Origin of the sequence: Methylobacter arcticus, from assembly GCF_050917435.1 — a bacterium.
GTDB classification, from domain to species: Bacteria; Pseudomonadota; Gammaproteobacteria; order Methylococcales; family Methylomonadaceae; genus Methylobacter_A; species Methylobacter_A titanis.
In genome coordinates, this window is sequence record NZ_CP159583.1 from 1,764,784 (window position 1) to 1,788,946 (window position 24,163).

The following is a 24,163-nucleotide window of genomic DNA, read 5'->3' on the forward strand; positions in this document are numbered from 1 at the left end:
GGTCATCAAGACCCGGTGCCTCTCATTGATCAACCTTTACCGGCAGCGGAAATAGACTTTAATCAACAACCGCAAGGGCCATCTGATGAGCCCTCTGTGCCGTTGTTACCTGAGGTTTCTGGCATATTTAACCCTGCTACTCCTGCTGCAGTGGCTGATTCGACACTACCGACTGCCCAGAGATTGTCTGAAACACCAGCCGATACCGGATCGGTTACTGACATATTTATTCCTACTGCTTCGACCACAGACACAACCACTACGACGCCAACGACTGCGACCAGTCCAACAACCGCGACAACGGCGACGACAGCGACCAGTCCAACAACTGCGACTACCGCGACAACAGCGACGAGCCCAACGACCGCAACAACCGCAACCACAGCGACGAGCCCAACAACCGCAACGACAGCGACGAGCCCAACAACCGCGACTACCGTTACAACAGCGACCAGTCCAACAACCGCAACGACGGCGACCAGTCCAACGACGGCAACGACTGCAACCAGCCCAACTACCGCTACGACAGCGACGAGCCCAACAACCGCCACAACAGCGACAACGGTGACTAGTCCAACGACAGCAACCAGTCCAACGACTGCGACTACCGCAACGACAGCGACGAGCCCAACAACCGCGACCACCGCCACAACAGCGACGAGTCCAACAACCGCAACGACGGCGACCAGTCCAACGACGGCAACGACTGCAACCAGCCCAACAACCGCCACAACAGCGACAACGGCGACTAGTCCAACGACAGCAACCAGTCCAACGACGGCAACGACAGCGACGACAGCGACGAGCCCAACAACCGCGACTACCGTTACAACAGCGACCAGTCCAACAACCGCAACGACGGCGACCAGTCCAACGACGGCAACGACTGCAACCAGCCCAACAACCGCGACTACCGCTACGACAGCGACGAGCCCAACAACCGCGACTACCGCAACCACAGCGACTAGCCCAACCACGGCTACGACCGCAACAACAGCTACGACGACCACAACTGCGACTAGCCCAACGACAGCGACCACAGCGACTAGTCCAACCACGGCGACCACCGCAACGACGGCTACAACGGCTACAACGGCTACAACGGCAACCAGCCCAACGACAGCGACAACGGCGACTAGCCCAACCACGGCGACTACCTCAACGACGGCGACTAGCCCAACGACTGCAACCACCGCAACAACGGCTACAACGGCTACAACTACGACTAGTCCAACGACAGCAACAACCGCAACCACAGCGACCACAGCGACCACAGCGACTAGCCCAACGACAGCTACCACCGCAACAACGGCGACTAGCCCAACGACTGCAACTACTGCAACTACTGCAACGACTGCAACTACTGCAACTACTGCAACGACGGCAACCAGCCCAACGACTGCGACTACCGCAACAACGGTAACAACAGCTACGACAGCGACCACTGCAACAACGGCGACTAGCCCAACAACTGCGACTACCGCAACGACGGCTACAACGGCAACCAGCCCAACGACTGCAACTACTGCAACGACGGCAACCAGCCCAACGACTGCGACGACTGCAACAACGGCAACAACGGCAACTAGCCCAACAACTGCGACTACCGCCACAACAGCGACAACGGCGACTAGTCCAACGACAGCAACCAGTCCAACAACTGCGACTACCGCGACTACCGCGACAACAGCGACAACAGCGACAACAGCGACAACAGCGACGAGCCCAACGACAGCGACGACGGCAACCAGCCCAACGACAGCGACAACGGCGACTAGTCCAACAACCGCAACGACAGCGACCAGTCCAACGACAGCAACGACTGCGACTACCGCGACTACCGCGACAACAGCGACAACAGCGACAACAGCGACGAGCCCAACAACCGCAACGACGGCGACCAGTCCAACGACGGCAACGACTGCAACCAGCCCAACAACCGCCACAACAGCGACTAGTCCAACGACAGCAACCAGTCCAACGACGGCAACGACAGCGACGACAGCGACGAGCCCAACAACTGCGACCACAGCGACTAGTCCAACCACGGCGACCACCGCAACGACGGCTACAACGGCTACAACGGCAACCAGCCCAACGACAGCGACAACGGCGACTAGCCCAACCACGGCGACTACCTCAACGACGGCAACGACTGCAACCAGCCCAACAACCGCGACTACCGCTACGACAGCGACGAGCCCAACAACCGCCACAACAGCGACAACGGCGACGAGCCCAACCACGGCGACTACCTCAACGACGGCGACTAGCCCAACGACTGCAACCACCGCAACAACGGCTACAACTACGACTAGCCCAACGACAGCGACCACAGCGACTAGTCCAACCACGGCGACCACCGCAACGACGGCTACAACGGCTACAACGGCAACCAGCCCAGCGACAGCGACAACGGCGACTAGCCCAACCACGGCGACTACCTCAACGACAGCGACTAGCCCAACGACTGCAACCACCGCAACAACGGCAACAACGGCGACTAGCCCAACGACTTCGACTACCGCAACAACGGCTACGACAGCGACCAGCCCAACAACTGCGACCACCGCAACGACGGCTACAACGGCAACCAGCCCAACGACTGCAACGACGGCTACAACTGCTACCACGGCAACGACACCGACTAGCCCAACTTCGGATGATGATGATGACTCCGACAGCGACGCCGACGCAGACAGCGATGCGGATGCCGACAGCGACGCCGATGCGGACAGCGATGCCGATGCCGACAGTGACGCCGATGCGGATAGCGATGCGGATGCCGACGCGGATAGCGATGCCGATGCGGACAGCGATGCCGATGCCGATGCCGACAGCGACGCCGATGCCGATGCCGATGCCGACGCGGACAGTGACGCCGATGCGGATAGCGATGCCGATGCCGACAGCGACGCCGACGCGGATAGCGATGCGGATGCCGACAGCGATGCCGATGCGGACAGTGATGCCGACGCAGACAGCGACGCCGATGCAGACAGTGATGCCGATGCAGACAGCGACGCCGATGCAGACAGCGACGCCGACGCAGACAGTGACGCGGACGCAGACAGCGATGCCGACGCAGACAGCGACGCCGATGCGGATAGCGATGCGGATGCCGACAGCGATGCCGATGCGGATAGCGATGCGGATGCCGACAGCGATGCCGATGCGGATAGCGATGCGGATGCCGACAGCGATGCCGACAGCGACGCCGATGCCGATGCCGACAGCGATGCCGACGCGGACAGTGACGCTGATGCGGATAGCGATGCCGATGCCGACAGCGATGCCGACGCGGATAGCGATGCCGATGCGGACAGTGACGCTGATGCGGATAGCGATGCCGATGCAGACAGTGACGCCGATGCGGACAGCGATGCCGATGCCGACAGTGATGCCGACGCTGACAGTGATGCAGACGGTGATGCCGACAGTGACTCTTGCGGGTGCAACGAGACGCTCCCGGATGATGGTACCGAACGGATCGACACTGGCGATACGAACGACACGATTACAACTAGTGGCAACCAGATAATCAACGCTGGTGGCGGCAATAACACGATCACGGCTACTGGCGGCGACCACCGGATCGAAAGCGGCGCTGGAGACGACACGATTACGGCTAATGGCGGTGACCAGGTAATCTGCGCTGGTGACGGTAATAATACAATCACGGCTACTGACGGCGACCACCGGATCGGAACTGGTGCTGGAGACGATACGATTACGGCTAATGGCGGTGACCATATAATTTGCGCTGGTGACGGTAATAATACAATCACGGCTACTGACGGCGACCACCGGATCGAAAGTGGCGCTGGCAACGACACGATTACGGCTAATGGCGGTGACCAGATAATCAGCGCTGGTGACGGTAATAATACAATCACGGCTACTGACGGCGATCACTGGATTGAAAGCGGCGCTGGCAACGACACGATTACGGCTCATGGCGGTGACCAGATAATCAGTGCTGGTGACGGCAATAATACGATCACGGCTACTGGCGGCGACCACTGGATCGAAAGCGGCGCTGGCAACGATACGATCACCACCACGGGTGGCAACGATATAATCTTTAGTGGCGCGGGTGACGATGTGGTTAACGCTGGTGACGGCAATGACACCATTTATGGCGGTGGCGGCAATGACCAGCTCTATGGCGGTGCCGGCGATGATTTGTTTGTATTCGGCGATATTTCTGGCGATACCTATGTCGATGGTGGTGCAGGGGGCTGGGATGTCATTGACATGAGTGGTGCTGAAGGAAATTGGACTGTGCAAATAGAGGGCGGTGCTAGTTTTGAAGCGGGTGACCGTGATATATCAGGGAGTATAAATAATACCGATACTGACGATGTTATCAACTTTGACAATATTGATAGTATCGAATGGTGATTAGGTCATCGTCATCTAACCCATCGGGATCCTTTTGCGGGGGTCCCGATTTTTCTTTTTAGTGCCGCTATTTTTGCAAAAGCTTGTTTTGGGTATCCCAGACCCAAGCAAGCGGCAAAACTACGCGACAACTAATGCCTCCTGTGGACACAGCTATCCTGCCCTCCCTTACCTAGCAAAGGGTACAATATTGGTAGGCAATGACTCGACGCGATGTTTGAAAATCTGCATTTTTTACTGTGTAAATAGCGCTTCATGAAAATACATGCACTATCGCTTCAGGAGACTAAAAATCTTCGCTCCGCGTTGTTACGCTTCCACTATTTTCTGCGTTGGTGATATAAGGTATGAAGATAGTGTGAAATCCATATTATGTGTACAGGGATAGCTGTAGTGTTCTGACTGATTGTAAGGTGAAGATAAAAATGCAGATATCAGATATAAAGAAGCCAATATTGCTGACTTTGCGAGAGATAGGGCGTGTTACGGGCGGAATCTGGATGCATTTGCCTGAGGAAAAAATCGAGATTACTGGCGTTAATTTCTACCTGCCTTACGTCAGTCCGGGCGACCTTTTTGTATGCAGTGAGCAGGATGCTGTTACAAAATCAGACATTGAAAAGAGGCTTAGAGAAGCATTTTCTCGCGGGGCTGTTGCTGCTGTGATAGGCAAGGATATTATTCCCAATAATAATTATCCCCTTCTGGTGGTGGCAAATGTTCTTAAAGCGTTGCAGGATTTAGCTACTGCCACTAGCCTTCAATTCGATGGTGTTCGTATTTTAGTGACGGGTTCTCACGGTAAGACCGGCTTTAAGACGCAGCTTTACCATATTATTCGCAAACAAATAGTTACCCACGCCAGCTTGGGTAGTGCCAATAAGGAAAGGGCAGTGTGGCTTACGCTTGCAGCTATCCAGCAGGGAGCTAGTGTGGCGATTGTTGAGGCGGCGGTTCCTGCACGGAATATTGGCCAAGACCGTGGTTTTTTTATTCGCCCCGACTTCTGTGTCATTACTGGCGTTGGTCTGGAGCATATGAGTTCACACAAGACGCTGAAGAATTTAATTGAGAACAAGGCTGCGGTGGTGATGGGGTTGCGTCCAGGCGGACGATGCTTACTTAACGCTGACGATGCGCATTATGATGAGCTGTATGCCGCAGTGCGAAAGAACTCAGGATGTGACATCCTAACTTTTGGCTCGGCATCGGTGTGTCAAGGCCGTCTTCTTAACAGGGAGTTTCATAATTTCGGTTGGCGGGTACAAGCCGATATACTGGGTGAGGAAATTGAATATAATCTGCCGTTGATAGAAGATTATGCCCCTTTAGCTTCGGTTAGTGTGCTACTTATGGCTAAGTTATTGGGAGCTAATTTACAACAGTGTGTTGCTGAATATGAAGATTATCAGCATTTTGAAAGTAGCGGCAATCTTTTCAAGGTTAATTTAGGTAGTGGACATTTCTTCGTCTACAGCCAAACTAGGCGTGGCGAACTAAAGGGATTTGAGTCGATGTTTGAGATTATGTCGCGGCTTCATCCTCAGAATGGAGGTCGTAAAATTGCTGTGGTAAGTGAGTTCATTAACTTTGAAGATAATCCTGGCATTGAAGTGGATATTGAAAAAATGCGTGATCTGATGACATCGGCGGGTATCGACTTGCTCTATACGGTCAAGGAATTTAAGCAGCATGAGGCCGTGATTCCAGCTGGAGTTGATTGGTGTCAGCATGGCGAGACTTATAAAGATATTAAGGATAGTCTGCTGGGTGCTGTGCGGGAAAATGACATGATTTTTTTGCGGGGTGTACTGAAGGCAGGGCTTGGAAATCTGGTCGATGCGTTGCTTGACAAAGGATTGGGTGATATTCCTTATGAAAAAGTATACTGAATATTTTTTTTGCAGGTGATCTGCGGATTGTATATTTTTCTTAGGACAGTGTAGGTGTTTTACATGAATGATGATAACGAAAATTATGCTTGTCCAGAGCAACGAGAGCCATTTTTTGGTGTAGGAAACGCCGATATGGTTTTCCTACACATGTTGAACGAAGCGATTCGGCAGACTTGCTGTGATAACGAAACCATTGACCGGCATTTCGTCGAGACTGGTTTTCCCCAGCGCTATGAACGCCTGATCCTGGTGTTGTACGCCCCCGGCCATAAGCGCATTCTCGTTAGCCGGGCAGGGAAGGGCGAACAGGTGAAATTTTCCAGTGTCTTGCAGCGGTTACTTGCTCATTCCCGTTGCGGGCTTATGGCGTCACAGCCTTTTCGTCTGCAACTGGATTTTGTGTTGGAGCCGCCATTGCCAGTGGATTATTACGCGGTGGGAATGGAGCATACCGGCGAGCGTCATTTCGAAATAGGCATTGACGGTTTGATGGTGCGTGGAGCGGATAATAAGTTCCATATTTTTTTGCCCGGCGATGGTTATGTGCGCTCTGTTATGAGCATGAGCCAGTTGCGTGTTTATATGAGTCGTGTGCATGGCGAAGAATATTTGCGACAGACGGAGTTTAAACGTTTCCGATCAGAAAGTTTTCTGTCAGCAAAAGATACCTGGTTACGTTTGTATCGTGGTTATCCTGTGGTAGGGACAATCAGCAAAGATAAAATTCAGCATGCGCTTGAGTTGGCGATTGCGCATATCCAAACTACCCAAGAGGCCAACGGTAAGTTTCTCTATTACTATGACGCCGCAGCAGATTCCCGCCGAGATCATGAACACCCTGGCCGTGATCCGATTAAAAATCCTTTTTATAATATTTTGCGACATGGCGGCGGCGGATTGACTTGCCTGTACTATGAGAAAAATGCTGGTCGGGGTCAGACATTTGAAAATGTGCGCCGCGCCATAGATTACCTGATTACTCAAACGCGGGTGCAGGATTACGCCGGACGGGAAGGCGTCTATATCTACAGTGAGAAGAAGGCTAAGCTGGGTGGATCCGGTATTGCGCTTTACTTATTGGCGGAGTACCAGCTCGTGACCGGCGATGGTCGATACCGGGAATGGGCGGATAAAATTGCGTGGCATTTGCTCAACCAAATTACCGCTAGTGGCGAATTTATTTACTACAATATCTATCTTGATATGCCGGTAACTGAAGAGGAAAACCAAAAGTTTTTTTCTTTTTATTACCCCGGCGAAGCCGTGTGCGGTTTAGCGAAATACTTGCACTTGGTTGATGAGGAAAGTCGTGGGGTTATATTCGAAAAACTACATAAAGCACTGGAATTTCTCCTGGTCGTTCGTCCTGCAACACGCGCTAGTGAATACAGCGTGGTACCGTCCGATGCCTGGTTAATGATGGGGATTATGGAATTGTGGGACTTTGCGGACATGCGCGATTCCAAGTATGCGGATTTTGTTTTTACCGATGCGCAAAAGATGATCGATAACTTATATAAAGTCACGGATGCACCTTACCCCGATTATGCGGGGGCGTTTTATTATAAATACGGCGATTATCCCTACGCCGACGGTGCGCGCTGCGAAGGATTGCTGGGCGCTTACGAGTTGGCGATTAAAATGGGTGAACAGAAAAAAGCCCGGCAAATTTGGCGTGCGCTGCGCCTTGCTGCTTGGGCGGTGATGCACCTGGTGAATACTGAGGATGCCATTTATTTTGCCAAAAATCCCGCCATTGCTTTGGGCGGAATACGTTTTAAGTACACGCGGCATTGGTTTCGCATTGATACTATCCAACACGTTGCTTCATTTTTCGCCAAAATGCTGCCTTATTGGGATAGTGCCGAGCATTGTGGGGGCGAATTCATTCGCCCTGGGCGACTAAAGTCGCCCCTACAGCACTGGATTTACTCAGACGCAGGACGTTTAGGCGACGGCGGTTATGCCCAGGTTTATCGCTGCCGTAACGCCGCTGTTTCTACGGATGAATACGCTGTCAAAGTATTAGATGATCCCACTTATGCTAATACCTTCGAGCGGGAGGTTCGGGCGCTAAAAATATTGAGAGATTGCCCTGCTGTTCCGAATTTGATCGATTATGGGCGCAACGCTGAGAAAAAGTTGTGCATTATCACCGATTTGGTGCCAGGGGTGCGGTTGGATAAACATATACGCCGCAACGGGCCGCTTTCTTATGATTCAACGTTGGCGCTGATTGAGCAGTCCCTGATCGTGTTGGCACACTCCCATAGCAAGGGCTTGTTGCACAAGGACATTAAGGCTTCCAATGTGCTTATGGACGAAGACCGCTTCACCCTGTTGGATTGGGGAGTTGGCGAACTGGTAGGTAACGGTAGATCTGAAACTATACGCGCTAACCAAGACTTTGTTGCGCCAGAGTGTTATCACGGCGAACATGGTTTTGCCGTCGATTTTTATTCGTTAGGTTGGCTGGCGGTATATGCGCTCACCGGCCGATTGCCTTATGATTTTTTTGCGATTCGCGAGCAGGATTATCGGCTGGTTGCTCATTGTTTGCAGCGCCCCGCTTTGCCGGCGGATATACCCGCACCTCTACGCAGCTTGATTTATAACTGGATCGGTAAAAAAGCCGCAGAACGTCTGGTGGGTTATAGTCTGCCAGCTTTGCTGGCAGCCGCTCAGGGGTGTGAGCTGGACTTTTCCGCGTACATGGACTTGCGGCAAATACAACGGGAATTCAGTTATATTCATTTGGCGGCCAGACACGGTATTCCTTATGCTCAATACCAATTTGCCTTACGCTTACTCAAACAAGGGTTTACTGATGAGGCTGTTTTTTGGTTGCAAAAAGCCAGAGATGCCGGCTTTGTGTTAGCCACAGATAGGCTTTCCAGGATATTCGTCAAAAGAGGCGGGAAGGATCGAATTCGTGCCGAGGCGCTGATGCAAGAGGCTGCCTATGGCGGCAATGTCAGTGCTCAACTCAGGCTGGGAATGTCTTTTCTGCACTCCTTGGAACGCGACGTTGAGCAGGCCGGTACTTGGCTGCGGATAACGGTCTTGCCCGTGCTCAATATGAGTTGGGTAGGCTACTGCAAGATGAACTGGGCAACCCCGATGAAGCATTAATCTATTTGGCTATGGCCGCCGAACGCGGGTATCTAAAGTGAAGTTCTTAAGCAAACGCCGTGGCCTTGCGTTGCTTGCTTTCACCCTGGCGTCTTTTTATGCGGCTGCGGATTGGAAAGCGCCCCGTGAGGCGCTGGATCAGCGTTTGGTACAGGGTGAATTCCGCATTCATTACACCCTGACCGGGGAGAACGCATTTCCCTTTGATGTTTCGCCACCGCAACGCGCGCAGCAAGCGGCGGTGCAGCTAAATAGTCTGGTCGCCCAGATTGATCAGGCCAGTCATTTTTACAGCGAGTTGGGGCTGACGTCACCCTTGGGCAGTGCGCGTTATCGAGATGTGCGCTCAATTGATGTCCACATCATCAAGCTCGAAGGTAAAAAAGGTTCTACGGGTGATGCTGCCATCGTCTATCGTTATCAGTATTTTGATGGAAGCTCACCCGCTTTGACCATTGCTTTGTCCAACCAGTGGCGTCCGCCCAATTTAACACCCAATCACGAAGTTTTTCACGCCTACCAGTACGCTTACACGTTTTTCAAGAACGCCTGGTATCTGGAAGGCATGGCGCACAGTATGGAGAAGGCATTTAAGGGTGGGGAAGTGCAGACCGAGGTATTGCCCCGCGATGTTGGACAGCTAAAGCAGGTTTTGGCGCGCTCTTACGGTGCGGATCTATTTTGGAATCGTCTTATGTATTTGTGTGATGGTGCTTGTAGCGGCAGTACCCCAGCCACGGCTTGGAAGGGTGATGCTTATACGCCCCGCAGCCAGTTTTGCGGCGGTGGGCTGGTGCGTAGTACCTTGGAGCAATACCAGATGATCGACAAAGAAGCGGCGCAGGCACGCGGTATAGCTCCCAATGATTGGCCGGAGGAGGAGCAACGTTCCGAGCAAAACAACCCTTTTTTGCTGCGCGGTTTGCGCCGTGCTATCGAAAGTCAATGTCCGGTGCGCAGTAATCCCGAGCTTGAAAATTTTCATGGCTTATTGGAAGGATACTAAGCGTCATGCGTGGTCAGTGATTATTACCTAATCTGTTGCAGATACCCGTTTCGTTACATGCTTATATTTTTACGCCAAAACATAAAATTACTAAAGAGGGTTTGTTTGATGGGGGGAAGAAGATCGGTTGGATTGATCCTGCGCGCTTTCGCCGTCCTGGCGCTGATCCTGGCTTTTGCGTCCGGGGCGTTAGCTGAGGCCGCAACCATCGGCATTCGCTTTGTCGTCAGCGACGACCTTGGGCAAAGCGCAACGCAGCGCCAAGCTACCCAGGCAAAACTGGAAAGCTATGTGGAGAAACTGAACGGCTACTACCGCAACAGCGAAGTTGTATTGCAAGTCGAGATTGTGGATGTCGAATTTTCCCGGATTGAGGCAGTCGATATTATGCAGATACTGGACGACATGGCGCATGAGCAGAACGGATTTGACGCTATGTTCAAAAAAGCCGATGAATTCGGCGCTGATTATACTGTCGCAATGCCCAGTAAGCTAATGATGCAAGGCAAACCGGGTTGTGGACGTGCTTATGCGGTGCATCGGTCAGTAGAGGCGATATCATCGACGAGCAAGGCTTTCGCAGTTGTCAACTTCGTTTGTGGCGCACATACCCTAGCCCACGAGTTAGGGCACCTGATGGGGCTGAACCATGGCACGCTGGTTGATTTCTGTAATCCTGGAATGGGACATACTTCGGCCATTGCTCCCTATGCCAACGGTTACGCTGTGGGTAACTGCGATGGCAAACCGCAGTCGGGGGAGTTTGGCGACATCATGGTGGGTGGGCATATGCGGGAAATTATCGGCAATGACAAAGGCAATCTGCCTATTTTTTCCAATCCGCGCATACACGATGAGCGTTGCGGAATAAACAGAACTTGCGGCGATGTCGCCATTGGCGATGCCGCTCGTACCCTGAACGAAAATGCGCATTATTATGCGGCCCATGAAGAGCCGGATGTCCACACCCTGCACTATGGCAGCGCGGAACTGTTTGCCTGCATCAGGAAAAAATATCGGGACAAGGAGATTGCGGAACTGGAAGAGCTGGTGTGCCCCAATGCCGAGATCAGTAATGTAGCCGACCTTGAGAAGTTGAGAGCATTGCGGCATATTGACCTATCCGGTAACCGGCTTGAGGATGTCGGTCTGCTCGGGCAACTGTCGCCTGATCGCATTGAGAGAATAGATCTGAGGGGAAATGATAGGCTTTCATGTACATCTCTTCATGACCTTGTAAGAAGGTTCCCAGGCAAGGTGGTGAGTCCCATAAGATGCTCGGCTAGTCCATAAACGGGCATTAGATTGAGGGGCTTTTCCGATGTGAAAATATTATCGTTCACGGGGGGAGGAACAATCCATCGACCTCTATCCGTCGGCGGTTGTCATTCGACGGATGAGGTCGGGCGTGGATTGAAATATAGAGGTTCTCTTAAATAGCTTAAAGCGTTTACCCGGTGGTTAAATGATGCAAATCGCTGTGCTTTTGTTATGATGCAAAAAGTCCATAGAGACGTCGCCTATGCACCTACTGTTGGTGCGGTCCGACGTCGCTACCTTGCACGGCATTACTCAATATGATTTGAAGGAGTTGTTATGGCTAGTTTCACACCTAATCTACCCCCAAACGGCAGCGCTATCACTCTACAAAGCGGCAAGCTTGTGGTGCCGAATAATCCGATTATTCCTTTTATTGAAGGTGACGGTACTGGGCCGGATATTTGGCGCGCCACCGTTCGTGTTTTGGATGCGGCTGTTGCCAACGCCTATTCCGGGCAAAAAAAAATTCACTGGATGGAAGTCTATGCAGGAGAAAAAGCCCATCGATTGCTTGATACCTGGCTGCCCGATGAAACCGTTGATGCTTGCAGGAACTATTTGGTGTCGATCAAAGGCCCGTTGACTACCCCGGTAGGCGGCGGTATTAGATCGCTGAATGTGGCTTTGCGTCAATTACTGGATATGTATGTGTGTTTGCGGCCGGTAAGATGGTTTCAGGGCGTACCTTCGCCGGTAAAAAATCCCGGAGCCGTTGATATGGTTATTTTCCGGGAAAATACCGAAGACATTTACGCCGGTATCGAGTTCGAACAAGGTAGCGACGAGGTAAGGATTTTCCTGAATCTGCTCAAAGATAATTTTCCCGAGCAATACGCAAAAATCCGTTTCCCTGAATCGTCGGGCATAGGCATAAAACCGGTGTCGCAGGAAGGCACGGAACGCCTGATCCGCTCGGCTATCGATTATGCCATTAGTAATAAACGCAAGTCGCTGACTATTGTACATAAAGGCAATATCATGAAATTTACCGAAGGGGCGTTTCGTCAGTGGGCCTATCAGCTGGCCGAGCGTGAATATCCTGAACATGTCTATACCTGGGGACATTGGGAAAAAACCCGTGCCGAGTTTGGCGTAGAGGCGGCAAACAAGGTTCAGGCCGAAGCCTTGGCAAAAGGGCGGATTTTAATTAAAGACAGCATCGCGGATATTACCTTGCAGCAAGTGCTGACCCGGCCTGAAGACTTTGATGTGATCGCTACCTTGAATTTGAATGGCGATTATTTATCCGATGCCCTGGCCGCGCAAGTTGGCGGCATCGGGATTGCTCCTGGCGGCAATATCAACTATCAAACCGGCACTGCTGTTTTTGAGGCCACGCACGGCACGGCACCCAAATACGCTGATTTGGATAAGGTCAATCCAGGTTCATTAATTTTGTCCGGCGAAATGATGTTGCGTTATATGGGCTGGACAGAGGCTGCCGATGCCGTCATTAAGGCGATGGATGCCGCTATCGCCGGTAAGCGGGTGACGTATGATTTTGCCCGGTTGATGGATGGGGCGACAGAAGTCAAATGCAGTGAGTTTGCCGATGTATTGATTGAGCATTTGAACTGACACTCACTATACAAAATGATTGTAGTCATAATGCCTTAGGTAAGGCTTCGTCACCGGTAAGTGTCTCAAAGCAATGGATGGGCCAAGGAGGTATACGACGTGCCCATCTACGTTTGCTCGTCATCAGATCTGCACCATCTCTGAATCCGCATCAATAAGCAATTGAAAATAAGTTCTTTAAAATTCCACCGCTAACGGTGACCTAGCCTTAGGTAATGATACTAATAGATGGCAGTTGGGTTTTAGCCTTATTATTGCGAAAAGTTCATCAAGCGCGTCTGGAGTAGAGGTTATGGCGGGAAAAACAGCTCGAACGCAAGTTCGTTACGAAAGAAACGACATCAATGCGGTTTTTAAAAAAACGCCCGTTTTTTTTAACCAGGTGCAGCCGGTAAAAATAATTAATATCAGCAAGCAAGGTATTGCCTTCTGTAGCCATCAGGCGTTAAAAAGAAACCATCACCTTAAAATAATACTGAGTTTTATAAAGGGTGAAAGTTTTTTTCTTAATGGTCGGGTTGTGCATTCGTTTAGTCAACAAAGCAATTCCCATTGTGATGAATTTGTAGAATTGTATGCTGCGGATTTGTTAGCGCCTGTCCCGTTGCCGTTTAAATACGGCATTCATTTTGAACAAAATTATCCTCAATTTATGGATTATCTTATTGAATCGGGATGTAAAAACGGCTTTGAAGTCCAGCGCCGCGTTTATTCAAGATAAATCCGTCCCAAATAATTTTCAGAGTTTAGCTTTTACTACCTAGAAGGGACTTTAGGTCTGCAAATGGATTGTGAGTAGAAACAGGAGTAGTTGATTTGTTAGCTGTCGAACTGCCAAAGCGAGTTTCTTCGTATCTTGAATGCTCGTTATCATGGCAATAAATACACAATAACTCCCAGTTGCTACCGTCCGACGGATTGTCGTCGTGGTTATGGTTTTTATGATGCACAGTCAATTCAGTTAGGTTTTTATGGTCGAATTCACGGGTGCAGCGACCGCATACCCAAGGATATAACTTAAGCGCTTGGCCGCGATAAGATTGTTCTCTGAGTTCCTGATTGCGTCGTGCATCGGTCACGATTTGATTTGACTTATTTTTATCGGGTTGGTTTTTTTTGATGGTCATAACAATATCTGCTGTCATAGGTGAAAAATCACACGCTGAATTTGAGTGCGACTGCTTTAAATTGAGCTAAATTCTACCAGAAAATACCGTAAAGGATAGTGATCGGCTTTTGTCTGTGTGACGTTAAGCGACTGGTTTGGAAAAAACTAATAAGCAATCTCGAATTAAAGAATTTATACTTAAAAAATAATTAACAAAAGACTAAGGTGGCGTGTGGACAAACGAACATTTACCAATCGACTGGTAGTTCTCGATACTGAAACTACCGGATTAAATCCTCAGGAAGGACATAGGATTATTGAAATTGGCTGTGTGGAGCTGGTTAATCGCCGTTTAACGGGCAAGCGCTTTCATACTTATATTAACCCCGAGCGGATCATTGATGACGGCGCCATCGAGGTTCACGGTATCACTAATCAGTTTTTAGAGGATAAGCCCTCTTTTGCGGATATTGTTAAGGATTTTATTGCGTTTATTCAGGGTGCTGAGCTAGTTATTCATAATGCGCCGTTTGATGTCGGCTTTATTAATTATGAGTTTTCACGGTTGAATAATCAGGCCGGAACAGTCGCAGATTACAGTAAAGTCTTTGACACGCTGACCTATGCCAGAAAAAAACATCCGGGGCAGCGCAATAGTCTGGATGCATTATGTAAACGTTATGGTATCGATAACAGCCATCGGGATTTGCATGGCGCACTGCTGGATGCCGAAATTCTTGCCGATGTATTTTTATTGATGACTGGCGGACAGTCTTCGTTGCTGGATGAAGTACAGGGAAAGGCGGTGGATGTGACGGCGAATAGCGAGGTTAAATATTTGTTAACGGATCGTCCCGCGCTGAAAGTCATACGTTGTACTGAACAGGAATTAAACGCCCATCAACAACGCCTGGAGGCTATTGAAAAAGCCGCAGGCACTTGTCTCTGGAGCGTAGGGGCGACCGGCGGGTCGCCCACAGATTTGTAGATTAATCTTCAGCTTTCGGTTTTGCTCGTCTGGATGTTGAGCCTACCCGTTTTTTGCTTTTATCTACTTTTTTAGTATCGTCATCGTCTTTCGCTGCTTTTTTAGCGCCTTCATCCATTTTGGATATATTAAGTTGCTGGCCGACTACCCTGACTTTTTTCAATTCCTGAAACAATTCTTTCGGTATGCCGGCTGGTAACTCAACGGTGCTGTAGTCGTCTTGGATTCTAATGCGAGCAATATGGTTGCCATCAATCCCGGTTTCATTGGCTATGGCACCCACAATATTACCGGGTTTTACACCGTGATTGTGACCGACTTCAATGCGGTAGGTTTCCATTTCAATATCTGCCCCGCCACCGAACGCACGTTTTGGTTTGCGGTCTTTTTGCGGTCTGTCGGGTCTATCGGATCTTGAGGATCTGTCATCTCTGGATGGTCGATCATCACGGCTATCTTTGGGTCTTTTAGGCAGGTTTTGCATTAACAGAGGCGTGTCGCCTTGAACTAGCTTTGCCAGTGCGGCTGCTATTTCCAATGCGGTTACATTGTGCTCTTGTTGGAATTGTTCTATCAGTTGACTGAAGAAGCTAAGCTCTTCGGCTGCCAGTGTATCGGAAATGTTCTGTTTAAAGCGGGCGATACGTTTATTGTTAATGACCTCGGTTGAAGGCAAGCCCATTTCTTCAACTTTTTGTTTGGTCGCTCTTTCAATATTGGCCAGCAGATTTCTTTCTCTGGGAGCAATAAACAAAATGGCGTCACCGGTGCGTCCGGCGCGTCCCGTTCTACCGATACGGTGAACATAAGATTCGGTATCGTAAGGAACGTCATAGTTGATGACGTGAGTGATGCGGTCTACATCCAGTCCACGCGCAGCAACGTCAGTGGCTATTAAAATATCCAGTTTACCGCTTTTTAGGTTGGCAATAGCGCGTTCACGCAATGCTTGAGACATGTCGCCGTTAATTGCGGCCGCTGAATAACCACGCGCTTCCAGTTTTTCTGCCAGCTCAACTGTTGCGGTTTTGGTTCTGACAAAGATAATCATGCCGTCAAAGGTTTCTGCTTCCAGAATACGAGTCAGGGCATCCAGTTTGTGTACGCCGCTGACCATCCAATAGCGTTGGCGTATGTTTTCAGCCGATGCGGTGGTGACTTTAATAGTGACATGAACAGGTTCATTGAGATATTGCTGAGCGATTTTACGGATAACGGAAGGCATAGTCGCAGAAAATAAGGCGATTTGTCTTTGTTCCGGAATTTGCTCAAGAATCCATTCCACGTCATCAATAAAACCCATACGCAGCATTTCATCAGCTTCATCAAGAACCAGAAAGCTGAGTCCTTTCAGATTTAATGTGCCTTTGCGCATGTGATCCATAACCCGACCCGGCGTACCGACAACGACATGAGCGCCGCGTTTTAACTGACGCAACTGGGTGCTGTAGTCCTGTCCGCCGTAGATAGGCAGAACATGGAAACCTTTCAAATGCGAGGCATAACGTTGAAACGCTTCTGCCACCTGAATGGCCAGTTCGCGAGTTGGCGCCAGTACCAGTACTTGCGGGTCTTTTTGCTTGAGATCGATGCGCGACAAAATCGGTAAGGCAAATGCGGCAGTTTTGCCGGTTCCTGTTTGTGCTTGTCCCAGAACGTCTTTGCCTTGCAGTAGGAGTGGGATGGTTTGTGCTTGTATGGGTGAAGGTGTTTCATAACCGACATCATTCAGTGCCTTTAGCACCGGTTCAATCAGCGCTAAATCACGGAAAGAGGGTAATGTAGAAACATCATTGGACATGGATTTACCTGTTGTAGATATAGAATGCGCGTAAGCGCGGGGGAATGTGTTTGTATATCAGCGCATTATAACTCACTATATCAATATGTGCATAAAAATTAACGAGACAAAGAGCCGGATAATGAGAATTTGGGTTGATGCAGATGCGTGTCCTAATGTGATTAAAGATATTTTATTTCGCGCGGCGGAACGAAAGCAGTTGCCGTTGACGCTGGTTGCTAATCAGTATTTAAAAACGCCTCCATCCAAAGTTATAGATACGGTTCAGGTTGCAGGCGGTTTCGATGTGGCTGATAAGTACATTGTCAACCACTTACAGGAAAATGATCTGGTGATAACTGCTGACATTCCTCTGGCTGCTGAAGTCATAGCAAAAAATGCTCATGCTATCAATCCAAGAGGTGAGCTTTATACTAAAGAAAATATCAAAGAGCGATTAGCCATGCGTGATTTTATGGAAGAAATGCGCAGTGTTGGACAGGTATCCGGAGGTCCGCCGCCTCTTGGACAGCGAGATAAGCAGGATTTTGCCAATGTGCTGGATCGTTTTTTGGCTAAATACCGGTAAAGTTACGCATCAGGCTGAGTTTTGGTTATTTGCTTGTTATAATGTCGCCAGTTTTGTAACAGCATTAATTCTGATCGAGAAATTTCATGATTCAAGGTAGTATCGTAGCATTAGTCACACCGATGGATGAACACGGTGCGGTGGATAAAGACAGCTTAAAAAGGCTGGTGGAATTTCATATAGCAGAGGGAACGGATGCCCTTGTCGCTGTTGGAACCACAGGTGAGTCGGCGACGCTGGATGAGGATGAACACTGCGCTGTGATTCAATGTGTCGTTGACTTTGTCGGCGGCAGAATGCCGGTGATTGCCGGAACCGGCGCTAATTCGACCACTGAGGCGATTACCCTGACCCGTCTGGCTAAAGAAGCCGGAGCCGATGCCTGTCTGATCGTGACCCCCTATTATAACAAGCCTACTCAGGAAGGCTTATATCTGCATTACAAGGCGATAGCCGAGGCTGTCGACATTCCTCAGGTTTTATACAATGTGCCTGGGCGTACCGCTTGCGATATGCTGCCGGAAACTGTTGGCCGCCTGTCGCATATTAAAAATATCGTCGGTGTTAAAGAAGCGACCGCTGACTTGTCCAGAGTTAAAACAATTCGTGATTTGACTAACGATGATTTTGCCATCTATACCGGCGACGATGCGACCAGTCGAGAATTTTGTCTGCTGGGCGGCAACGGCAGTATTACGGTAACGGGAAATGTTGCTCCAAGACTGGTGCATGACATGATTAAGGCGGCGATAGCGGGCGATGGAGAAACCGCTTTAGCCATCGACAAAAAATTGGGCGCATTACATAAAATGCTGTTTATTCAGTCTAATCCGATTCCGGTTAAATGGGCGGTCGCCGAAATGGGGTTGATGGGGAAGGGTATCCGTTTACCATTAACCTGGTTGACTGAAGATTGCTTTGATGCGGTTCGCGATGCTATGCGTCAGGCTGGAATTATATCCGGCAACTGCTCCGGGGTTGTTCTGCCTCCTGCGTCCATACAGTCGAACGCGTCATGAAAACTAAAATCAGTTTAGTCTTTATCATTGCGGTTTTGGTTAATGTATCCGCCTGCACTTACATAAAAAATTTATTTCCAGACAAGGAAAAAGATTATCAGTTTACAACTGAAATTCCACCGCTGGTGTTGCCATCCGATCTGATGAATAACTCAGTTGCAAAAGTTCCCTCTGCCGCCCCGGTTGCTGAAACGAGCGTCGCCGCTGACTCGATTGATGAAGCGATCAATGTCGAACCCTCTGCTCCGCAATCTGAAACAGATCAGGATATAGACCGGAAATTAATTCAGCTTGAGTTGGTTGACGCTGATCAGGGAACCAAGCGATTACGTATCGGTGCGTCATCAATTACAGCTTGGCGTATGGTTGGCAAAGCCTTAAGCCGAAATTCTATTGAGGTGCCTAATCGCAATCAGGAAGAAAGGCTATTTCATGTCCAGTATGACCCGAACAAACAAGTAGTAGAGGATGGGTCTTTTTGGGACGAGCTTGTTTTTTTCTTCACTGGCTTTGAAACCAATGAACGAGAATATGTTCTCAAGTTGGTAGAAAACAACCAGCAGACCGACGTTATTATCATGGACAACCAGCAGCAACCGGTTGCTGATCAGGGAAGTTTACGATTGTTGACGCTCTTGCATGACGCCATTAAAGCTGATTTGGCTAAGTGATTTATCTTTAGGCGAAAGACTAAAGGCTAAGGGCTAAAAAGCCTCTAAGTGGTACGGGATTTCGCCTTTTGCCCCTTACCTTTTACCTTGAACCTTCTTTTAAAATGTTAAAAATTTCTGGAATTTCCGGCGCGAATTTATTCGCGCGATGGGAATTAAAAAAGCGCGAATAAATTCGCGCCCACGACATTTCACTATTTTCGGCTTAACTTAATGACAGTGGTTCGGCATCTGCCTTTCGCCTTTCGCCCTTTACCCTTTACCTTTTACCTTGAACCTTGAACCTTCTTTTCAAATGTTAAAAATTCCTGGAACTTCCGCGCTTTCTGACTTTCGTATTAACAAACTACTGGCTGAGCTTCAGTCCTTAGAACCTGCTATCAAAGCCGTCTCAGCACGGTTTATTCACTTTGTGGATATTGAAAATGACTTGAATGAAGACCAGGCCGGAATTTTGAAACAGTTGTTGGCTTACGGCTCCACGCAAGACAGCATCGATATTTCGGGGCAGAATTTGCTGGTGGTGCCTCGTTCAGGCACGATTTCACCCTGGTCCAGCAAGGCGACCGAGATTGCCCAGCGTTGCGGATTATCCGATGTTAATCGTATCGAGCGGGGCATCGAATACACGCTGGATGTTAACGGGCCGTTATCGGTAGCAGTGACCGCGTTATTGCATGACCGCATGACTCAAACCGTTTTAGAGGGTGACGTTGAGCCTGACGACTGCATGGATGCAGGAGGTACGACTCCACGGATGGAGGAGGTAGAGCAACGCATGGAGCAGTTGCCGAGAGCAATGCATGGAGCAATTGCCGAGTTATTTGTTCAGCATCAGCCCAAGCCGTTATTGCGTGTCGATATTATTACGCAAGGACGTGACGCGCTGGTTAGCGCTAATGCTGAACTGGGTCTGGCCTTGTCTGAGGATGAAATCGATTACCTGACCGATAGCTTTCAAACCTTGGGCAGAAATCCGACCGATGTTGAATTGATGATGTTTGCCCAGGCCAATTCTGAGCATTGCCGCCACAAGATTTTTAATGCCGATTGGACGATAGACGGCGTAGAGCAGGCGCAATCCTTGTTCAGCATGATCCGCAATACCGCACAAAAAAGCCCGGAAGGCATCTTGTCGGCTTACAGCGATAACGCTTCTGTAGCGATAGGCTCAACCGCGCAGGTTTTTATCCGTAATGCGCAAACCGGCGAATATGCCTATGTCGAAGAAGAGGCGCATTTGTTGATGAAGGTGGAAACCCATAACCATCCTACGGCCATTTCGCCTTATCCTGGGGCGGCAACCGGTTCCGGCGGCGAGATTCGCGACGAAGGTGCAACCGGGCGCGGCTCTTCGCCTAAAGCCGGGTTAACCGGATTTTCGGTATCGCATTTGAAAATCCCCGGATTTCCTCAGCCTTGGGAAGCGGATAACGGCAAGCCGGAGCGCATCGCCTCGGCGTTAACCATCATGCTGGAAGGCCCGCTAGGCGGCGCGGCGTTTAATAATGAATTCGGCAGACCCAATCTGGCCGGTTATTTCCGCAGCTTTGAGCAGTCTGTACCGGACAGTGACACTGAATTTCGGGGCTACCACAAACCCATAATGATCGCAGGCGGCATGGGCAACATCCGACCGATGCTGGTCGATAAACACCCGATCCCGGCCGGTTCGCTGATCATCATCCTGGGCGGTCCTGCGATGTTAATCGGGCTGGGCGGCAGCGCCGCTTCCTCGCAGGCTTCCGGCGAAGGTTCGGAAGATCTGGATTTTGCCTCGGTGCAACGGGAAAATCCCGAAATGGAGCGTCGTTGTCAGGAAGTCATCAACCATTGCAATTCGATGGGCCACGATACGCCGATCGTGTCGATTCATGATATTGGCGCTGGCGGTTTGTCTAACGCGGTGCCGGAAATCATCCACGACTGCGATCGCGGCGGCCGCTTTGAATTGCGCAAGGTGCATAACGCCGATAAAGGCATGTCGCCGATGCAAATCTGGTGCAATGAAGCCCAGGAACGTTATGTGGTTGCGATTAAGCCAGAGTCGCTGGCATTATTTTCCGCCTTTTGCGAACGCGAGCATTGTTTGTTTGCGGTGATCGGCGAGGCGACCGAACAAGAGCATTTATCGTTGAGCGACGAGTTGTTGGGCGACCAACCGGTCGATATTCCAATGTCGGTATTATTCGGCAAGTCGCCGAAGCTGCACCGCAATGTCGAGCATGTTCAACCCAACACCCAAGCGCTGGATGTTAGCGGCATCAAGCTGGACGAGGCGGTCAAGCGTGTTTTGTCATTCCCGGCCGTTGCCGATAAGAGCTTTTTGATTCATATCGGCGACCGTTCGGTCACCGGCTTGGTGGCGCGTGATCAAATGGTCGGTCCCTGGCAAACGCCGGTGGCCGATGTTGCGGTTACGGCTTCCGGTTTTCATGCGTTGACCGGCGAGGCGATGGCGATGGGTGAGCGCTCGCCGATTGCGGTTATCGACGCACCGGCATCCGGGCGCATGGCGATAGGCGAGGCCATTACCAATATTGCCGCCGCCAGCATCGATTCGTTGAAAAAAATCAAATTGTCGGCTAACTGGATGGCCGCCGCAGGTTACCAGGGCGAAGATGCGGCCTTATTCGATACCGTCAAAGCGGTGGGTATGGAATTGTGTCCGGCGCTGGGTATCGCGATACCTGTGGGCAAGGATTCCTTGTCGATGAAAACCGTGTGGAAAGATGACTCCGCTGACGACTGCATGGATGCAGGAGGTACGACTCCAAGGATGGAGGAGGTAGAGCAACGCATGGAGCAGTTGCCGAGAGCAATTGCCGAAAAAACCATGACTGCGCCGCTATCGCTGGTGATTACCGCGTTTGCGCCGGTTGCCGATATTAGTCTTACCTTGACCCCACAACTGCGCTGTGTGCCTGATGAAGACAGCGCCTTGATTTTGCTTGATCTGGGTGCCGGTAAAAACCGTTTGGGCGGTTCGGTGCTGGCGCAAGTCTACAACCAACTGGGTGATGATTGCCCGGATCTGGATGAGTCGAGTCGATTAAAAGCTTTTTTCGATGCGATACAAACGCTGAACGGTCAAGATAAGCTGCTGAGCTATCATGACCGTTCCGATGGCGGTTTGCTGGCAACGGTGACGGAAATGATGTTCGCCGGCAGACTGGGTGTGACCTTAACGCTCGATAGTCTGGGCGATGATGTGCTGGCGGCGCTGTTTAACGAGGAACTGGGCGCCGTATTACAGGTGCGCCAAAGCGATTGTAAGGGCATCGTGGAGCTGTTGAACCAATCCGGCTTGATTGATTGCGTTTATGTCATAGGTAAGGTTGTTGATTACGCCATGACTCAGTCCGAATATTGTGGGGGCGACTTCAGTCGCCCTGGGCGCCTTGCGTCGCCCTCACCGGATGCAGGGCAGCAATTAATTATTCACCATTTTGGAGAAGTTATTTATTCAGCAGGCCGGGCCGAACTGCAGAGCATCTGGTCTGAACTCAGCTACAAAATGCAGGCCTTGCGCGATAACCCGGAATGCGCGCTGCAACAGTTCGAACGCATCGCCGATGATGAAGATCCCGGTTTGAATGTTGCGCTGAGCTTTGATGTCAATGACGATGTAACCGCCGTTTTTGCAACTGCTGCAAGACCTAAAGTCGCTATATTACGTGAGCAGGGCGTTAACGGTCATGTAGAAATGGCGGCGGCATTCGATCGCGCCGGATTTACCAGTATCGACGTACACATGAGCGATATTGTTCATGGTCGGGTGAGCTTGGCTGATTTTGTCGGGTTGGTTGCCTGCGGTGGTTTCTCTTATGGTGACGTGCTCGGCGCCGGCGGCGGTTGGGCAAAATCGATTCTGTTCAACCCGCGCTGCCGTGATGAATTTGCCGCATTCTTTCAACGTTCCGATACTTTCGGCTTGGGCGTTTGCAACGGTTGCCAGATGATGTCGGGATTAAAAGACATTATTCCCGGCGCCGAACATTGGCCGCGCTTCATGCGCAACACCTCCGAACAATTTGAAGCGCGGGTGGCCTTGGTCGAAGTGCAAAAATCGCCATCGATACTGTTTGTCGGTATGGAAGGCTCCAGAATGCCGGTCGCTATTGCGCATGGAGAAGGGCGCGCAGAATTTTCTGTAGATCCTGCGGTTGCGTTGGAAGCCGGTGCGGTGGCTTTGTGTTATGTCGATAACTACGGCGAATTGACCACTGAATTTCCTGCCAACCCTAACGGCTCGCCGTTCGGCATTACCGGATTGACCACTACCGACGGGCGTTTTACCATTATGATGCCGCATCCCGAGCGCTGCTTCAGGACCCTGCAAAATTCATGGCACCCCGACGATTGGGATGAAGTTGGTGCGTGGATGCGCCTGTTCAGGAACGCCAGGGTTTGGGTAGGCTAGAAGTGTTTGTTTAACTGATATAGGTATTATTTACGGTTGAAATATGCAATGTATAACCAAATTCTAGCAATTTGACATCCTCCACAGCTAAAGGAGCCTGCCATTAAGTTAAGCCGAAAATAGTTAGGGTTGAATGCCGTGGGCGCGAATTTATTCGCGCCCACGCTATATTAAATCCTTAACTTTTAACTTAATAATGTCAGTGAGCTAAAGAAAGGGGATTCCTCTTGTTCAATCATTAATAAAGTTT

General features: G+C 50.3%; 15 protein-coding genes. 12 read left to right on the top strand and 3 right to left on the bottom strand.

The window, feature by feature from the left end:
- Positions 1-62: 62 nt before the first annotated feature.
- On the bottom strand, positions 63-3,458 hold the full coding sequence (locus ABXJ76_RS08495) for a hypothetical protein (protein WP_432746022.1): 3,396 nt from the start codon (positions 3,456-3,458) through the stop codon (positions 63-65).
- Positions 3,459-3,567: 109 nt separating this feature from the next.
- On the opposite strand from ABXJ76_RS08495, the gene ABXJ76_RS08500 reads away from it, so the two are divergent.
- From ABXJ76_RS08500 to ABXJ76_RS08530, 7 genes are all read left to right on the top strand, one after another.
- Positions 3,568-4,404 (top strand): calcium-binding protein, encoded by an 837-nt coding sequence (locus tag ABXJ76_RS08500; RefSeq protein WP_432746478.1) that lies wholly within the window; start codon positions 3,568-3,570, stop codon positions 4,402-4,404.
- A 425-nt stretch (positions 4,405-4,829) separates the two neighbouring features.
- Complete coding sequence (locus tag ABXJ76_RS08505) at positions 4,830-6,296, top strand: Mur ligase family protein (RefSeq protein WP_432746024.1); 1,467 nt, start codon at positions 4,830-4,832, stop codon at positions 6,294-6,296.
- 63 nt (positions 6,297-6,359) lie between these two features.
- The gene (locus ABXJ76_RS08510; protein ID WP_432746025.1) at positions 6,360-9,431 is read left to right on the top strand and encodes a protein kinase domain-containing protein; all 3,072 of its coding nucleotides are present in this window, start codon (positions 6,360-6,362) and stop codon (positions 9,429-9,431) included.
- 37 nt (positions 9,432-9,468) lie between these two features.
- Positions 9,469-10,437, top strand: a complete 969-nt coding sequence (locus ABXJ76_RS08515; RefSeq protein ID WP_432746027.1) for a hypothetical protein — start codon at positions 9,469-9,471, stop codon at positions 10,435-10,437.
- Positions 10,438-10,545: 108 nt separating this feature from the next.
- On the top strand, positions 10,546-11,730 hold the full coding sequence (locus ABXJ76_RS08520) for a zinc-dependent metalloprotease family protein (protein ID WP_432746029.1): 1,185 nt from the start codon (positions 10,546-10,548) through the stop codon (positions 11,728-11,730).
- Between the two features lie 303 nt (positions 11,731-12,033).
- Positions 12,034-13,335, top strand: coding sequence for an NADP-dependent isocitrate dehydrogenase (gene icd / locus ABXJ76_RS08525; protein WP_432746031.1), 1,302 nt, complete (start codon positions 12,034-12,036; stop codon positions 13,333-13,335).
- 292 nt (positions 13,336-13,627) lie between these two features.
- Complete coding sequence (locus ABXJ76_RS08530) at positions 13,628-14,056, top strand: hypothetical protein (protein ID WP_432746033.1); 429 nt, start codon at positions 13,628-13,630, stop codon at positions 14,054-14,056.
- 25 nt (positions 14,057-14,081) lie between these two features.
- Here ABXJ76_RS08530 and ABXJ76_RS08535 read toward each other — a convergent pair whose 3' ends face one another.
- The gene (locus ABXJ76_RS08535) at positions 14,082-14,462 is read right to left on the bottom strand and encodes a YajD family HNH nuclease (RefSeq protein WP_432746480.1); all 381 of its coding nucleotides are present in this window, start codon (positions 14,460-14,462) and stop codon (positions 14,082-14,084) included.
- Positions 14,463-14,675: 213 nt separating this feature from the next.
- On the opposite strand from ABXJ76_RS08535, the gene dnaQ reads away from it, so the two are divergent.
- Positions 14,676-15,431, top strand: a complete 756-nt coding sequence (dnaQ, locus tag ABXJ76_RS08540) for a DNA polymerase III subunit epsilon (RefSeq protein ID WP_432746035.1) — start codon at positions 14,676-14,678, stop codon at positions 15,429-15,431.
- Position 15,432: 1 nt separating this feature from the next.
- Here the strand turns inward: dnaQ and ABXJ76_RS08545 are convergent, their stop codons facing one another.
- Complete coding sequence (locus ABXJ76_RS08545) at positions 15,433-17,232, bottom strand: DEAD/DEAH box helicase (protein WP_432746037.1); 1,800 nt, start codon at positions 17,230-17,232, stop codon at positions 15,433-15,435.
- Between the two features lie 121 nt (positions 17,233-17,353).
- Between ABXJ76_RS08545 and ABXJ76_RS08550 the strand changes: the two genes are divergently transcribed.
- The 4 genes from ABXJ76_RS08550 to purL all read left to right on the top strand — a co-directional run bounded on the left by ABXJ76_RS08550 (position 17,354) and on the right by purL (position 23,913).
- The gene (locus ABXJ76_RS08550) at positions 17,354-17,800 is read left to right on the top strand and encodes a YaiI/YqxD family protein (RefSeq protein ID WP_432746038.1); all 447 of its coding nucleotides are present in this window, start codon (positions 17,354-17,356) and stop codon (positions 17,798-17,800) included.
- Between the two features lie 86 nt (positions 17,801-17,886).
- A complete protein-coding gene (dapA, locus tag ABXJ76_RS08555) occupies positions 17,887-18,819 on the top strand; it encodes a 4-hydroxy-tetrahydrodipicolinate synthase (RefSeq protein WP_432746040.1) in 933 nt (310 codons plus the stop codon).
- Complete coding sequence (gene bamC, locus ABXJ76_RS08560) at positions 18,816-19,490, top strand: outer membrane protein assembly factor BamC (protein ID WP_432746042.1); 675 nt, start codon at positions 18,816-18,818, stop codon at positions 19,488-19,490. The genes dapA and bamC overlap by 4 nt, the downstream gene beginning before the upstream one ends.
- A gap of 295 nt (positions 19,491-19,785) precedes the next feature.
- Positions 19,786-23,913: a phosphoribosylformylglycinamidine synthase gene (purL, locus tag ABXJ76_RS08565; RefSeq protein WP_432746044.1), complete on the top strand. Its 4,128-nt coding sequence runs from the start codon at positions 19,786-19,788 to the stop codon at positions 23,911-23,913.
- The last annotated feature ends 250 nt before the right edge of the window (positions 23,914-24,163 follow it).

Coding starts and splice junctions, on each gene's coding strand:
- ABXJ76_RS08545 (WP_432746037.1), bottom strand. CDS start 17,232: ATGTCCAATGATGTTTCTACATTACCCTCTTTCCGTGATTTAGCGCTG.
- ABXJ76_RS08530 (WP_432746033.1), top strand. CDS start 13,628: ATGGCGGGAAAAACAGCTCGAACGCAAGTTCGTTACGAAAGAAACGAC.
- ABXJ76_RS08535 (WP_432746480.1), bottom strand. CDS start 14,462: ATGACCATCAAAAAAAACCAACCCGATAAAAATAAGTCAAATCAAATC.
- ABXJ76_RS08520 (WP_432746029.1), top strand. CDS start 10,546: ATGGGGGGAAGAAGATCGGTTGGATTGATCCTGCGCGCTTTCGCCGTC.
- dapA (WP_432746040.1), top strand. CDS start 17,887: ATGATTCAAGGTAGTATCGTAGCATTAGTCACACCGATGGATGAACAC.
- ABXJ76_RS08550 (WP_432746038.1), top strand. CDS start 17,354: ATGAGAATTTGGGTTGATGCAGATGCGTGTCCTAATGTGATTAAAGAT.
- bamC (WP_432746042.1), top strand. CDS start 18,816: ATGAAAACTAAAATCAGTTTAGTCTTTATCATTGCGGTTTTGGTTAAT.
- icd (WP_432746031.1), top strand. CDS start 12,034: ATGGCTAGTTTCACACCTAATCTACCCCCAAACGGCAGCGCTATCACT.
- ABXJ76_RS08510 (WP_432746025.1), top strand. CDS start 6,360: ATGAATGATGATAACGAAAATTATGCTTGTCCAGAGCAACGAGAGCCA.
- purL (WP_432746044.1), top strand. CDS start 19,786: ATGTTAAAAATTCCTGGAACTTCCGCGCTTTCTGACTTTCGTATTAAC.
- ABXJ76_RS08505 (WP_432746024.1), top strand. CDS start 4,830: ATGCAGATATCAGATATAAAGAAGCCAATATTGCTGACTTTGCGAGAG.